Below are 13,840 nucleotides of genomic sequence, written 5' to 3'. Positions count from 1 at the left end.
CTCCTTATTATGGTTTAATACTGTTTAGATATTGATTAATCTCTTTCTCTTTCATTTCCCCGGTAATAATATTCTCAATTTTGCCATCTTTATTAATCAGTATCGTAGCTGGCAACGGATCAACATTGTATGCCCTCATAACACTTCTAGTTTTATCGATCACTATTGGAAATTCAACTCCTAGCTTGTCTGTAAAACTTGCTACTTCAAGTTCGGATTGAGCAATATTAATACCCAATATTTGGATTCCTTGATCTTTAAATTCTTTATATTGATCGTTTATAGCAGGCATCTCTTTTTTACAAGGTTTGCACCAAGTTCCCCAAAAATTTAACAGGACACCTTGACCCTTATAGTCCGATAGCTTATGTGTTTTACCATTTAAATCCACAAGCGAGAAGTTAGGAGCATCATCCCCCACTTTAAGCAACTTTACATCATTCTTATTTGCTGTTGTATAAATAGTGTAAACGATTGCAGCTACAAGAACAGCCAAGATGGCTATTCGTAGATAGAGCCTTTTTTGTTTTTTTTCCATTGGCATAGAAAGCCTCCTTTAACAGTAGAAACAGCCTATTCCATTATAGCAAATTTAATCTAATTAGTTCTGTAAGATATAGGTCTTTGTGAAAGCTTTATGAAGGATAATCGGCTGGTTAGCCGATTTTTCCTGTTTCTGACAATACACGTAGCTGTTTTACTTCATGTGCTGTTAATTCGCGTGATTCTCCTGCATTTAATCCATGTAAACCTAAAAATGCAAATTGCTCCCGTTTTAATTTTTGAACTGGGCATCCAATAGCTTCAAACATACGCTTCACTTGTCTATTTTTACCTTCATGAATGGTAAGCGCAATGATGGACTTATTTTGCTGTTTATCCGATGATAGCACTTTCACTTTTGCCGGAGAAGTTTTGCCATCTTCTAGCTCAATCCCGCGTTCTAATTTTTTTAAATCTTCCCTGCGAGGTAAACCCTTCACTTTTGCTACATATGTTTTATCAATTTTATAGCGAGGATGTGTCATTTGATTTGCAAATTCTCCATCGTTTGTTAACAATAAAACTCCAGATGTATCAAAATCTAAACGGCCGACTGGAAAAATCCGCTGTTCCACTTGCGGAAAAAGATCCAAAACAGTTTTGCGCCCTCTATCATCAGATACAGCTGAAATAACACCACGCGGTTTATATAATAAGTAATATACTTTCTCTTCCTTTTCTATTTTTACACCTTCTACTTCAATCGAATCATGTGAAGATACTTTGATACCAAGCTCACGAACGACCTGACCATTTACTTTTACTTTACCTTCTGTAATTAATTCCTCTGCTTTTCTTCTAGAAGCAATTCCCGCATGTGCAATTACTTTCTGTAGTCTTTCCATTTAGTCACCTCATTAAACTTAATGCTATTAGCCTTCAAAAATTATGTCATACTTTGACTAATAATAAAAGAAAAAAAGACCGTCACTAGGACAGTCCTTTTACTTCCAAATCATTTGTACAGGCTCTTCAATCAAAGGCTTTCCATTTAACTGGAATTGCCATACACCAATCTCTCCCTGTGCAATGCGCGGCATTTGCAAAATAGATTTGACTTTTTTGCTCTCATCTTTTGTTAACAAAGCCGACACAGGATGGTCAAGTTTAACTTGTAAATCATCTTTCACTTGATAAACACCTTTTTTTGCTAAGACACGTTGTTCATATTTGTTGAAAACTGTGTCTGCAAATCCAGCATGCACTTGCCAGTCATTTGATTCGTTTAGCGTCACAACAATTACACGTTTTCCATCTTTTTCAAAATATGTTGCAAGTGTTCGTCCTGCTACTTTTGTATAACCTGTTTTACCTGCAATCGCATATTTATTAGAGTGTAACAATTTGTGTTTGTTTTGCCAAACTGTTGGGTTTTCCAAATCACTTTTATAGAATTTGGTAGTAGCAATTTTACGGAATTTTTTCTCCTGCATCGCAATACGAAGCATTTGGGCCGTATCATAAGCAGAGGATAAGTGCTTTTCATGATGAAGGCCAGAAGGGTTTTCAAATCTCGTTTCTGTTAAATCATAGAGCACAGCATAATCGTTCATTAATTTAACAAAGCCTTCTGCTGACCCACCTACTTCTTCTGCAATTGCTGTTGCAGCATCATTACCCGAACGGAGAAGCAGGCCATTGAGCAGTGTTTTGAGGCTCGTCTCTTCACCCTCTTTTAGATAAATGGAAGACCCTTCGCTCAAGGTTGCTCTTTTCGAAATGGTTGTCGTTTTATTTATATCCATTTCTTTAATTGCTACAAAAGCTGTCCACATTTTTGTAAGACTTGCAATTGGGAGTCTTTCATGTTCGTTCATCCCTATAAGCAGCCTTCCCGTATCTGCATCAATTACTGCATACGAATGAGAAGCAGCTTGAGCGGTTTTTTCAAATGGCATAAAAACGACAAGGCAACTTAATACTACGATAATCCAACGATACAAATTGTCACTCCTTTAACTTCATTCTGTTCCAGGTTCCTGGAAGGCTTCTTGGAATTTAGACATAAATAAGTCTGGTTGATCATCCAGCTCTTCCATTCCTTCTTCTGGGAGAGTCGGCAATTCAGATAAATCATTTAAACCGAAATAATTTAGGAACTCTTTCGAGGTGCCATACAATATTGCACGTCCAGTCCCTTCTGCTCTTCCCACTTCATGGATTAAACCTCTTGCATTTAAAGTATGTAACGCTCTCTCACTTTTTACACCTCTTAAATCATCAATTTCTACACGAGTTATTGGCTGCTTGTACGCGACAATAGCTAACACTTCTAAAGATGCTTGTGACAATGATTGGCTTGGAGGGTTCTCTACTAATTTTTGGATTAATTCAGCATGCTGTGGCTTCGTAATTAGCTGAAAGGTTCCTGCTAATTCTTTTAGTTTGATTCCCCTGTTATCCTGTTCTTCATAGTCTTTCATCATTTGCTCAAGAGCTAATTTTATTTCTCCTTCATCAGCCTCTAGTAAAATGGATAGTTGTTTAATTGTCAGTCCATCTTCACCTATGACAAATAATAGGCTTTCAATTTTACTCATCAATAGATTCAAGTTGCTCATCTGTTATTTCTTCCTTCCGTAGTATCACCGTTAAATCGGCAAAGTTGTTCAATTGTTCAATCGCCACGATTTGCCGCTTCATCAATTCTAGAAGTGATAAAAATGTGATAACAAGCATTTCTCTGTCATCTGACGGAAATAAATCAAAAAAGTCTGCACGTCCATTGGAAAACTTTAATACATTAATTACAGACTTCATTTGAGCTTTTATCGTGATATCTTGTTTTGTTATCTTTGTAGACAAAGGTGCTTTCAATCTTTTTCTATTTAACATTTTTTGGAACGCCGCAACCATATCATAAACATTGACTGAAGCATCAAATAAAGCAAGTTGTTCCTCTGGCATAAGAGCAGATAAATCTGTTGGCGGTCTCGTAAAATAATGTGTCCTGCTGGTTTCTAATTCTTTCAAATTAAGAGCTGCTTCTTTATATTTTCTATATTCTATTAATCTTGCTACAAGCTCATCACGGGGATCCTGCTCTTCAATTTCAAACTCTTCTTCAGTCAGTTCCCCTTCATATATTGGTAATAGCATTTTACTTTTAATGGCGAGCAATGTTGCAGCCATAACCAAATATTCGCTTGCTTCGTTCAATTCCAAAACTTGCATCGTATGAATATGGCCCATATACTGTGCAGTAAGCTCAGCCATCGGTATATCGTATATATCAATTTCCAAACGATGAATTAAGTGTAATAATAAATCAAGAGGGCCTTCAAAAGCCTCTAACTTCACTTCGTATGACATATCTTACCACCTGACAATTTTTCTTTAAAATTTAGTATAGAGGAAAGGTGAGCAAAATGCATCCTATGCATCATCCTTTATTTATTCAATTTCTCGCATACTTTAATGGCAACCAAGATTATTTTGAGTGCCATGAAGTATTAGAGGAGTACTGGAAGTATGTAGCTCCACGGGATAAATTACATCCACTAACAGGCTGGATCCAATTAGCTACTGGCTTATATCATTATAGGCGAGGCAATTACAAAGGTGCTGATACTATTTTAAAAAAAGCAGAGTTAACTCTTCGCAACTCCCTTCACTCGCCTTTTTTTGATGACAAGGAAATCGATGCTCTTAGCGTAATCGAACATATTCATCAAACTCAAAAAAATGTGAGTCTTAGGGAACCTTTTAAAAACTGGCCAGTCAATATAATATCAATTTCTTTAAAAGATAGTGTAGAAGAATCCATCTCTATATTGCCAAACCTAGATGATCAATTCCTTCAAAATAAGCATATGCTTAGAGATCGTACGGATATTCTTCGTGCACGGAACGAAAAAAGAAGAAGCAGACATTAAACCTCTTCGTCTGCTTCTTCCAACATTGTTAAACATTTTTGTATAAACGGCTCTGTTAACTCATCAGCGGCAATAGAGCCACAAACATCCATTTCATAAAGCTTTCGAATCATTTCGACTCCAACGCCTTCTCCACGATGAGAAGGATCAACGGAAATATGTCTAACAATCCATTTATTATCTTTAATTTCGACTCCTACAAGACCAATATAATCATCGTCTTGTTTCCACAAATATAGTTGCCAGTTTGGATCAGAGTTATATTGACAAATCGTCTCTTGCAATTTTTTCACGTCTTTATGTTCTGGCATAAAGGACAAGAGCCCCATTGCAATTTTTTCGTTTGCTTTTTTATAACGACATAACATGTATTAGATCCCTCTTCTTTTTGCCTTTAAGTCTCTTTGAATATCCTACACGAAAATAAATAAATGCGCAAATATTCTTCCGTTATTTGGTAAGGGAATCAGGTGCTACAAAAAACCAATAGATTACTCCCCAAATCACAGCCATTAAAATAAATGATATTAATAAAATAATATTGCTTCTTCTCACGATAGCTTTTACCTCCTTCCAATTGTCAAAGGAAGGTCTAACCTTACAATATCCTCATATGTTTCACGCTTGATTGCCAACTGATGTCTTCCCTCTTCTACAAATACCACCGCAGGCCGGGGAATTCGATTATAGTTGCTGGCCATGGAGTACCCGTAAGCACCCGTGCAAAATATAGCAAGAATATCATTAGGCTCAGCCTCTGGCAATTGTATATGCTCAATCAGTTTATCACCAGATTCGCATAACTTACCAGCTATCGTGTAAAACTCAGCAGGTTTCTGTAAAATCTTATTAGCAATGGCCGCTTCATACTTCGCCCCATATAGAGCTGGACGAATATTATCAGACATTCCACCATCAACTGCTAAGTACTTTCGTGTTTCAGGAACCACTTTTTGTGAACCTATAGTGTATAAAGTTGTTCCAGCTTCGCCTACTAGTGAGCGACCTGGCTCAATCCAAATTTCAGGCATGCTTAAACTGTGCCTTTTGATTTCTTCTGATACTGTTCGAATTAATTCTTCTACATAGATATTTGGCTCCAATGGCTCGTCGTCTTCCGTATATCGAATACCAAAGCCTCCGCCTAAATTTAGCACGTTGATCTCATAGTCTTCCTCATTATGCCATTTACCAATTTTTTCTATCAATCTAATGGCAGCCAACCTGAATGCTGTACTGTCAAAAATTTGTGAGCCAATATGACAGTGGAGACCTTGCAGTTTTAGAAAAGGATCGTGTTGCAGCTCTTTAAATGCTCTGTCTGCTTGCCCATTATTCAAGTCAAAGCCAAATTTCGAATCTGCTTGTCCTGTCGTAATAAAATCATGGGTATGTGCTTCAATCCCCGGTGTAACCCGAAGAATTACGTCCATTTTCTGCTCTTGACGCGCAGCTATTTCTTTTAGTAATTGAATTTCTCTAAAGTTGTCAATGACAATACAGCCAATTCTTTCATTAAAAGCAAGCTCTAATTCTTCCAAACTTTTATTATTTCCATGAAAGTGAATTCGATTGCTAGGAATTCCTGCCTGTAATGCTGTGTAGAGCTCGCCTCCTGAAACCACATCTATCGATAAGCCTGCTTCCGCTGCAGCCTGATAGATGGCGATACTTGAAAACGCTTTGCTTGCATAACACACCTGTGCTTTCACAGAAGCTTTCTCGAAAGTATCGATAAAGCTCTTTGCCCTTTTGTAAAATAACTCGAGGTCATACACGAAAAGGGGTGTCCCATATTTCTTTGCAAGATCTACCGTATCTATATCTCCAATTGTTAAATGGCCTAATTCATTAATTGCTTGCGTTCCATATAAAAACATCAAATCTCTCCTATCATGAATAAACCGAATTTTCTTTATAATGAACTTTACCATGATAGGAAGAGAGATGCAATGCGCTGTTAGTTTCGCTTTCTGTCTTTCGCTCCAACAATATACGGACGAGGAGCGTCGTTAGTCATTGGGAAGCGAATTAATACATGGGCAAACCCAGCTGGGAAAAATGGAATGAGCGGCCATAAATAAGGTACCTTCATCGGTTTTAGAGAGACCATGTACCAAACAAGTAGGAATAATCCTATAAAGAAACCATTTAACCCTAATGCTGCTGTTAATAAGAGCAAGATGGTTCTAAATATTTTTATTGATATACTTAGCTCATAAGAAGGAATAGCAAAGGTGAAAATGGCCGAAATAGCCGTATAGAGAACAACCTCAGCTGAGAATAAGCCGACATCGATTGCAATTTGTCCTATAATAATCCCTGAAATAAGTCCCATGGCAGTTGATAAAGGAGTAGGAGTATGAATCGCGGCAATCCTTAAAAATTCGACGCCTATGTCTGCAGTTAATATTTGGACGAGGAGAGGAACTGAGGTTTTTTTGTTAATGCCAATAAAATCAATCGATTGCGGGATAAATTCAGGATGTTTAACTAGTAAAAACCATAGAGGAAGCAAAAAGAAACTTAAAAATACGCCAAAGAAGCGCAAAAATCTAAGCATTGTGCCAATGGCTGGCGCTTGTCTATATTCTTCAGCATGTTGCAAATGATGAAACATTGTAATTGGGACCAATATAACAGATGGTGATGTGTCTACTACAATGGCGATATGACCTTCTAAAACATGCGCAGCTACAATATCCGGCCTTTCACTGTATCGGACAAATGGAAGCGGGTGATAACGTTGCTTAATGAGCCATTCTTCTAGTGATTTATCGGACATTGTCATGCCGTCATGGTGAATTGCTTTAAGTCGCTCTCTTACATAATGGAGATGCTCATCATTAACAAGTTCTTTAATATAAACAATAGCTATGTCCATTTTGCTTCTAGCTGTCTCTTGGTGAAGTTCAAACCTTAAAGAAGTGTCTCGAATTCGCCTTCTTATTAGCGCTGTATTCAAAACTATATTTTCTGTAAAGCCATCTCTAGAACCTCTTATTACCTTTTCATTATCTGGTTCTTCTGGTTGTCTACCAGGATAACTTCTTAAATCAGCAACAAATGCTATACCAGAGGGTGTGATAAATGCGACTTGCCCACTTAAGATCGCAGCTAACAATTTATCCTTAGAGGTTTGCATTTCCCAAGCAAAATAAGGAAAACATTCAAAGAAGTACTTTGCTTCTACACTTAATTTCTCTTCTTTGCTTGAATCCACTTTTTCATCTTTTTTATTAGCATCTAATTCTGGAGCATCTTCTTTTTCCACTTGAGCTTGGTTCTTCGCAAAGACAGAAGTAGGCTGTGTGGCTGTTAAAATACGTGTGAAATTTTCTGTATCAGTTAAGCCATTAATATTAATCATAAATACGTCCATGTTGTGCACATGGACATATTTCATATTGATATCATAGCTTTCACTTTTACCAAACTGCGAAATCATGAACTCTTCTGCAGCTTCGTTGCTTTGAAATAAAGATACTATTTTATTATTGGTATCATTGCTCATGTTCTGCCACCTTTACCAATTGTTCGTATTGTTGATCTGTTAACCAAATTTTAAGCTGTGCTAATATCTTCTTCTCTAGCCGTGACACTTGCACTTGAGAAATGCCCAAACGTTCGGCAATATCACTTTGGGTGCAATCATGGTAATAGCGCAGATAGATGACTGATTGTTCTCTTTTCCCCAGTCTCTCTAACATATCTTTTAATGGAATATGTTCAAAAGGTTTTTCAGATCTTTCATCTTTCATTTGATCCATTAAGCTGATCGGATCCCCATCGCTTTCAAAAATTTGTTCATGAAGTGAAGCAGGGTCTCGTAGCGCGTCGCTGGCCATTGTGATGTCATCAATAGAAACATCTAATTGCTGCGCCAATTCTTGCAATGTCGGCGGCCTTTCATTGTTCTTCAGGAAGTCATCTGTTGCATGACGGATTTTAAAATTAAGCTCACGAATGGAGCGGCTCACTTTTACCATACCGTCATCGCGCAGAAATCGTTGAATCTCCCCAATGATCATTGGAACAGCATATGTGGAAAATTTTACCGGGTAGGATAAATCAAATTTATCAACTGATTTCATGAGGCCAATACAACCTATTTGAAACAAGTCTTCTAAGTCTGCCCCTCGTGATGCAAATCGTTGAACAATGGACCAAACGAGTCTTGTGTTTCCTTCTACCATATCTTTCCTTGCTGCTTCATCCCCTGCCTGCGCTAATTTGATAAGCTCTCGCATCCGATCTTGTGTTAGTAACTCTTTTGACGCTTGCGGGTTTGATGTCATATTGTCACCTTACATATAGCGGCTCTTGGACTGGTTGAAATTGTTTCTTGAAAGTAACGGCCGTTCCTTTCCCGAGTTCTGATTGCACAGTTAATTGATCTGTAAAGCTTTCCATGATGGTAAAGCCCATCCCTGACCTTTCTAGCAATGGTTTTGTTGTATATAGCGGTTCCATCGCTTGTGTCACATTTTCAATTCCTATACCTTGATCAAGAATTGTTATGGTTACTTCTCGGCCATGTCTTGAAGCTTGTACTGTTACAATGCCATTAGGATTTTCATCATAACCGTGAATAATCGCATTTGTTACTGCTTCTGAGACAACTGTTTTAATTTCTGATAGTTCTTCAATAGTTGGATCAAGTACTGATAAAAAGCTTGTAATCGCTATTCTAGCGAGTGCTTCGTTATCGCTTACTGCCATGAATGATAGCGTCATTTCATTATCCATGCAGAATCCCTCCTAAACTTTGGATGGCTTCTTGTTCAGTGTCATGCCAAATATATTTTCCTAATCCAGAGAACTGGAATATTTTCTCCATGGTAGAAGAAGGTTTAATAATTAATGTACGGCCATTATGAACTTGCAGATCTCGCATCCTCCCAAGTATTAAGCCTACGCCTGCGCTATCCATAAATTGAAGGCTTTCTAAGTTCCAGATAATGTCTTGTACATAACCGCTATAGATCGCCTGAGAGATGTCTTCGCGGATATGGCGAGCTGCATGGTGGTCGAGTTCGCCCCCCAGCCTGATAATGGCTATTTTTTCAGATGTAATTTCAATATGATGCTGCATTTGTATACCTCCTTTTTAGAAACTATACTACATGAAAAGGTAGGTTTCCTTAAGTATGACAATTTAAGAAGTAATAAGCTAAAAATAGAAAAAATGTGACAGCTACCATCCCTCATTATAGACGGCCATTTTCCCTTTTAAACACAAAGAGGTGGATTAATATTTTTGATTTCAAGTCAAAAAGTGATATAGAAAAAACCTGCATTCAATAGAATGCAGGTTTAATTTAAACTATTCTGTAATGATTTCTTCAATTAATTCTGGTGCTTTCACTTCGTTTTCTGAGAGTGAAATATTAGCGTATATCTTTTCAATCACTTCTTTGACTTCTTCTTGGTTTGCATAAATTGTAGCTAGAGAGTCGCCTTCTTTTACAGAATCGCCCACTTTTTTATGCAATATAATACCAACAGCAAGGTCAATAACAGAATCTTTAGTAGCGCGTCCAGCACCCAGTAACATTGCAGCAGTACCAATCTCGTCTGCTACAATATGACTTACATAACCTTGCTCTTTTGCAGGTACCTCAAACGTATATTTTGCTTGCGGCAACAGTGAAGGGTCGTCCACTACACTTGGATTGCCCCCTTGACTTTCAATAAACTCTTTGAAAACTTCTAAAGCTTTGCCGTTTTGAATAACTTCTTCAAGCTTTGTTCTTGCTTCCTCGATAGTTTTCGCTTTATTACCAAGTACAACCATTTGAGAACCCAGTGTCAGGCAAAGTTCTGTAAGATCTTCAGGTCCTTCTCCACGCAATGTATCAATCGCTTCTTTGACTTCTAATGCATTGCCTATTGCATAGCCTAGAGGCTGGTTCATGTCCGAAATAATCGCCATTGTATTACGTCCAACATTTTTTCCTATTTGAACCATTGCATGCGCCAATTTCTTAGAATCTTCAACCGTTTTCATAAAGGCGCCATCACCTGTTTTAACATCTAATACAATAGCGTCTGCTCCAGCGGCAATCTTTTTACTCATAATTGAGCTTGCAATAAGCGGAATGCTTGATACTGTTGCTGTAACGTCACGTAGTGCGTAAAGCTTTTTATCAGCTGGAGTTAAGTTCCCGCTTTGGCCAATAACAGCTAGTTTGATTCGGTTTACTTGTTCTGCAAATTGTTCAGTTGATAATTCAACATGGAAGCCATCGATTGCTTCTAATTTATCAATCGTTCCACCCGTATGGCCTAAACCGCGTCCGCTCATTTTTGCCACAGGAACGCCTACAGCAGCTACTAGTGGTCCTAGAACAAGTGTTGTTGTATCTCCAACGCCACCTGTCGAATGCTTATCTACTTTTATTCCTTCTATATCAGACAAGTCTATTTGGTCGCCCGACTCCACCATAGCCATTGTTAGATCCGCTCTTTCACGCTCACTCATATCTTGGAAATAGGTTGCCATCAACAAGCTACTCGCTTGGTAATCAGGGATAGACCCGTCTGTATAGCCTTGGATAAAGAAGCGAATTTCTTCTGTCGTAAGTTCTTGTCCCTCACGTTTTTTTTCGATAATGTCTACCATTCTCATGGATGGATCCCTCACTTATTTTAAAAGTTGTAAAAAGCTTTTGCCGAATTCAGGCATTTTGACACCAAAGTTCTCAGCAATAGTCGCTCCAATAGCAGCGAATGTTTCTGTCTTTGGTAGTTCTTTACCTTCTTTCAATCGAGGCGAATAAGCAATTAGTGGAACAAATTCGCGCGTATGGTCTGTTCCAGGGAAAGTAGGGTCGTTTCCATGGTCTGCTGTAATGAGAAGTAAATCATCTTCCTGCATAAGATCCAATGCCTCTGCTAATCGACGGTCAAATTCTTCAAGAGCTTCTCCGTATCCAATTGGATCGCGTCGATGGCCATATTTAGCATCAAAGTCAACCAAATTAAGGAAGGATATTCCTTGGAAGTCTTTTTTCAAGACATTCACTAATTGATCCATTCCATCATCATTGTCTTGTGTACGGATAGCTTCCGTAACGCCCTCACCATTGTATATATCTGATATTTTGCCTAATGCTATGACATCGTAGCCTGCATCCTTCAATTCATTCATTACAGTACGGCCAAATGGTTTCAGTGCATAGTCATGACGATTGGAAGTACGTTCAAAATGGCCTGGTATACCAACAAAAGGTCGTGCAATAATACGACCAACCAGATATTCAGGTTTTAACGTAATTTCACGTGCAATTTCGCATATTTTGTATAATTCTTCTAGCGGGACAATATCCTCATGTGCAGCAATTTGTAATACTGGGTCAGCAGATGTATAAACAATAATTGCACCTGTCTCCATGTGCTCTTTTCCGAAATCTTCAATGACTTGTGTCCCTGAAGCTGGTTTGTTGCAAAGCACTTTGCGCCCAGTACGTTCTTCTAATTCATCAATAAGCGATTGAGGGAATCCTTCCGGGTACACTTTGAATGGCTTGTTAATATTTAGGCCCATGATCTCCCAGTGGCCAGTCATCGTATCTTTACCTACAGAGGCCTCTTGCATATAGCCATGAAAAGCTTGAGGCTGATCAACAGACTTCATGCCCTCTAAATCTTCTAAGCCGATTATGCCTCGAATATTAGAATAGCCCAACTTTTCCATATTCGGCATTGTGAGCCCTTTCATTTCTTTCGCGATGTGTCCTAGAGTATCCGCGCCAACATCGTTAAAACTAGCTGCATCCGGCGCTTCTCCAATACCTACTGAATCCATGACGATAAGGTGAATGCGTTTAAACGGTTTTATAGTCATAATGTTGCCCTCCTTGTTTATAGATTTATTTTACCAAAATATTTTAAAAAATAAAGGTCAGACATCTGATGTATATATTTTATGCTCTTGGATGGAACTGCTTATATACTTCAGACAACCTTGATTTGCTAATATGTGTATAAATTTGTGTTGTAGAGATATCAGCATGTCCAAGCATTTCCTGCACTGCACGTAAGTCTGCACCATTTTCAATTAAATGAGTCGCAAAGGAATGACGTAAAATATGTGGCGTCAATTCTTTCGTTATATTCGCTTTTTCCGCATAACCCTTTAATAATTTCCAGAGACCTTGCCTTGTTAACCTTTTCCCTCTCTGATTGATAAATAACGCATCTGTTCGTAGCTTCGGATTCTCAAGATGAAAACGCGCATGATTTAAATAATTCGTACATGCATTAATGGCTGAGTTTCCAAGAGGAATAATCCTCTCTTTGCCGCCTTTCCCAAAAACACGTACAAAGCCCATGGTTAAATGAATATCTTCCATATTAAGTGTTATACACTCACTCACACGCATACCAGTTGCATATAAAAGTTCCATCATCGCTTGATCTCGAACACCTTGTGGCCGCGAAAGATCCGGCATAGAGAGAAGACGATCTATTTCTTCAATTGATAATACTTTTGGCAATTTTTGCTCAATTTTAGGCAATTCTAAATGTACGCTCGGATCATTGTTTGAATATTTTTCTCTTAACAAAAACTGATGAAATGAGCGAATGGATGAAATATGCCTTGATATGGTCCTAGCTGAAATCCCTTTTCTTTGTAAACTCTGCAAATACTTTAATATCTGAAATTTATCAATTTCCTCAAATTTCTCTAACTCACTCGTCTCAAATAAAAACTGTGTATAATCTTTTAAATCGCGTTCGTAGGACTGCAATGTATTTTGTGATAATTGGCGCTCTACCCTTAGAAAGTGAATATAATCTGCAATTGCATCTAGTATTTCTTGTTTCATCGCAATAATCCTCCTAAAACAAAAAAGGACAGCACCTCCGCCATCCTTTCCATTTGTTTAAAAATCTTCATTATTATTTGGATTGTTAACATTCTCTTTGTTTTTTTCTTCGGCATGCTTTTCAGTACAACGCCAGCATATACCGTGAAATGTCAATCGATGGTCCTTTATTTGGAAATTCCACCGTTTTTCAACTACTGCTTCAACATCTTCAAGCAAGTCTTCTTGTATTTCATCAACGGCGCCACATTCGATACAAACGAGGTGATGATGAAAATGAGCTGCACCCTCTTGCCGTAAATCATAACGAGAAACTCCATCGCCAAAATTAATCTTATCGACAATTTTCAGCTCTGTCAGCAACTCTAATGTACGGTACACAGTCGCTAGACCGATTTCCGGTGCTTTCTCCTTTACTAATAGGTAAACATCCTCAGCACTTAGATGATCTTCTTCATTTTCTAAAAGTACTCTAACCGTCGCTTCTCGTTGTGGCGTCAGTTTATAGCTAGCACCATGTAATTGTTTTTTAATTCGATCAATACGGCTCTCCATATGACGCCCCCCTAAACTTCTACCATTATACCA

General features: G+C 38.1%; 16 protein-coding genes. 1 reads left to right on the top strand and 15 read right to left on the bottom strand.

Going from position 1 to position 13,840, the window contains the following annotated elements; genetic code table 11:
• Window positions 1–7 precede the first annotated feature (7 nt).
• The 5 genes from resA to F0527_RS04785 form a co-directional block, all read right to left on the bottom strand.
• A complete protein-coding gene (gene resA, locus F0527_RS04805) occupies window positions 8–538 on the bottom strand; it encodes a thiol-disulfide oxidoreductase ResA (RefSeq protein ID WP_150284908.1) in 531 nt (176 codons plus the stop codon).
• A 118-nt stretch (window positions 539–656) separates the two neighbouring features.
• Window positions 657–1,388, bottom strand: coding sequence for a pseudouridine synthase (locus F0527_RS04800; protein WP_066785957.1), 732 nt, complete (start codon window positions 1,386–1,388; stop codon window positions 657–659).
• 99 nt (window positions 1,389–1,487) lie between these two features.
• Complete coding sequence (locus F0527_RS04795) at window positions 1,488–2,486, bottom strand: D-alanyl-D-alanine carboxypeptidase family protein (RefSeq protein ID WP_223823522.1); 999 nt, start codon at window positions 2,484–2,486, stop codon at window positions 1,488–1,490.
• An 18-nt stretch (window positions 2,487–2,504) separates the two neighbouring features.
• Window positions 2,505–3,104 carry an SMC-Scp complex subunit ScpB gene (scpB, locus tag F0527_RS04790; RefSeq protein WP_150283966.1) on the bottom strand — a complete coding sequence of 200 codons (600 nt, stop codon included), beginning with the start codon at window positions 3,102–3,104 and terminating at the stop codon, window positions 2,505–2,507.
• Entirely contained in the window at window positions 3,076–3,855 is a 780-nt protein-coding gene (locus tag F0527_RS04785; protein ID WP_150283965.1) for a segregation/condensation protein A, read from the bottom strand. Before F0527_RS04785 ends, scpB begins: the two co-directional genes overlap by 29 nt.
• 56 nt (window positions 3,856–3,911) lie before the next feature.
• Between F0527_RS04785 and F0527_RS04780 the strand changes: the two genes are divergently transcribed.
• Window positions 3,912–4,418, top strand: coding sequence for a DUF309 domain-containing protein (locus F0527_RS04780; RefSeq protein ID WP_150283964.1), 507 nt, complete (start codon window positions 3,912–3,914; stop codon window positions 4,416–4,418).
• Here the strand turns inward: F0527_RS04780 and F0527_RS04775 are convergent.
• From F0527_RS04775 to fur, 10 genes are all read right to left on the bottom strand, one after another.
• Window positions 4,415–4,786 (bottom strand): GNAT family N-acetyltransferase, encoded by a 372-nt coding sequence (locus F0527_RS04775; protein ID WP_066785937.1) that lies wholly within the window; start codon window positions 4,784–4,786, stop codon window positions 4,415–4,417. The two genes, F0527_RS04780 and F0527_RS04775, sit on opposite strands and share 4 nt — an antisense overlap.
• Window positions 4,787–4,981: 195 nt before the next feature.
• The gene (lysA, locus tag F0527_RS04770) at window positions 4,982–6,298 is read right to left on the bottom strand and encodes a diaminopimelate decarboxylase (RefSeq protein ID WP_150283963.1); all 1,317 of its coding nucleotides are present in this window, start codon (window positions 6,296–6,298) and stop codon (window positions 4,982–4,984) included.
• Between the two features lie 80 nt (window positions 6,299–6,378).
• On the bottom strand, window positions 6,379–7,932 hold the full coding sequence (locus tag F0527_RS04765) for a spore germination protein (RefSeq protein ID WP_223823521.1): 1,554 nt from the start codon (window positions 7,930–7,932) through the stop codon (window positions 6,379–6,381).
• On the bottom strand, window positions 7,922–8,716 hold the full coding sequence (locus F0527_RS04760; RefSeq protein ID WP_066785928.1) for a SigF/SigG family RNA polymerase sporulation sigma factor: 795 nt from the start codon (window positions 8,714–8,716) through the stop codon (window positions 7,922–7,924). The genes F0527_RS04765 and F0527_RS04760 overlap by 11 nt, the downstream gene beginning before the upstream one ends.
• A gap of 4 nt (window positions 8,717–8,720) precedes the next feature.
• Window positions 8,721–9,167, bottom strand: coding sequence for an anti-sigma F factor (spoIIAB, locus tag F0527_RS04755; RefSeq protein WP_066785925.1), 447 nt, complete (start codon window positions 9,165–9,167; stop codon window positions 8,721–8,723).
• Window positions 9,160–9,513, bottom strand: coding sequence for an STAS domain-containing protein (locus F0527_RS04750; protein WP_066785922.1), 354 nt, complete (start codon window positions 9,511–9,513; stop codon window positions 9,160–9,162). Before F0527_RS04750 ends, spoIIAB begins: the two co-directional genes overlap by 8 nt.
• A 231-nt stretch (window positions 9,514–9,744) precedes the next feature.
• On the bottom strand, window positions 9,745–11,049 hold the full coding sequence (locus F0527_RS04745) for a pyrimidine-nucleoside phosphorylase (protein ID WP_150283962.1): 1,305 nt from the start codon (window positions 11,047–11,049) through the stop codon (window positions 9,745–9,747).
• Window positions 11,050–11,064: 15 nt separating this feature from the next.
• Window positions 11,065–12,267, bottom strand: a complete 1,203-nt coding sequence (gene deoB / locus F0527_RS04740; RefSeq protein WP_190323380.1) for a phosphopentomutase — start codon at window positions 12,265–12,267, stop codon at window positions 11,065–11,067.
• A 79-nt stretch (window positions 12,268–12,346) separates the two neighbouring features.
• Window positions 12,347–13,252, bottom strand: a complete 906-nt coding sequence (gene xerD / locus F0527_RS04735; RefSeq protein ID WP_150283961.1) for a site-specific tyrosine recombinase XerD — start codon at window positions 13,250–13,252, stop codon at window positions 12,347–12,349.
• Window positions 13,253–13,309: 57 nt separating this feature from the next.
• Window positions 13,310–13,807 (bottom strand): ferric iron uptake transcriptional regulator, encoded by a 498-nt coding sequence (gene fur / locus F0527_RS04730; RefSeq protein WP_066785913.1) that lies wholly within the window; start codon window positions 13,805–13,807, stop codon window positions 13,310–13,312.
• Window positions 13,808–13,840: the final 33 nt, after the last annotated feature.

This window comes from Rummeliibacillus sp. TYF-LIM-RU47 (genome assembly GCF_008638315.1).
GTDB classification, from domain to species: domain Bacteria; phylum Bacillota; class Bacilli; order Bacillales_A; family Planococcaceae; genus Rummeliibacillus; species Rummeliibacillus stabekisii.
The sequence above is the reverse complement of the archived record's forward strand: the minus strand, read 5'-3'. Positions and strand labels throughout refer to the sequence as shown.

Bases quoted from the DNA above. Each gene is read 5' to 3' on its own strand.
- lysA (WP_150283963.1), bottom strand. From the start codon at position 6,298: ATGTTTTTATATGGAACGCAAGCAATTAATGAATTAGGCCATTTAACA.
- F0527_RS04750 (WP_066785922.1), bottom strand. From the start codon at position 9,513: ATGCAGCATCATATTGAAATTACATCTGAAAAAATAGCCATTATCAGG.
- F0527_RS04760 (WP_066785928.1), bottom strand. From the start codon at position 8,716: ATGACATCAAACCCGCAAGCGTCAAAAGAGTTACTAACACAAGATCGG.
- F0527_RS04800 (WP_066785957.1), bottom strand. From the start codon at position 1,388: ATGGAAAGACTACAGAAAGTAATTGCACATGCGGGAATTGCTTCTAGA.
- fur (WP_066785913.1), bottom strand. From the start codon at position 13,807: ATGGAGAGCCGTATTGATCGAATTAAAAAACAATTACATGGTGCTAGC.
- F0527_RS04775 (WP_066785937.1), bottom strand. From the start codon at position 4,786: ATGTTATGTCGTTATAAAAAAGCAAACGAAAAAATTGCAATGGGGCTC.
- F0527_RS04785 (WP_150283965.1), bottom strand. From the start codon at position 3,855: ATGTCATACGAAGTGAAGTTAGAGGCTTTTGAAGGCCCTCTTGATTTA.
- spoIIAB (WP_066785925.1), bottom strand. From the start codon at position 9,167: ATGGATAATGAAATGACGCTATCATTCATGGCAGTAAGCGATAACGAA.
- resA (WP_150284908.1), bottom strand. From the start codon at position 538: ATGGAAAAAAAACAAAAAAGGCTCTATCTACGAATAGCCATCTTGGCT.
- F0527_RS04745 (WP_150283962.1), bottom strand. From the start codon at position 11,049: ATGAGAATGGTAGACATTATCGAAAAAAAACGTGAGGGACAAGAACTT.
- F0527_RS04765 (WP_223823521.1), bottom strand. From the start codon at position 7,932: ATGAGCAATGATACCAATAATAAAATAGTATCTTTATTTCAAAGCAAC.
- xerD (WP_150283961.1), bottom strand. From the start codon at position 13,252: ATGAAACAAGAAATACTAGATGCAATTGCAGATTATATTCACTTTCTA.
- F0527_RS04780 (WP_150283964.1), top strand. From the start codon at position 3,912: ATGCATCCTATGCATCATCCTTTATTTATTCAATTTCTCGCATACTTT.
- scpB (WP_150283966.1), bottom strand. From the start codon at position 3,104: ATGAGCAACTTGAATCTATTGATGAGTAAAATTGAAAGCCTATTATTT.
- deoB (WP_190323380.1), bottom strand. From the start codon at position 12,267: ATGACTATAAAACCGTTTAAACGCATTCACCTTATCGTCATGGATTCA.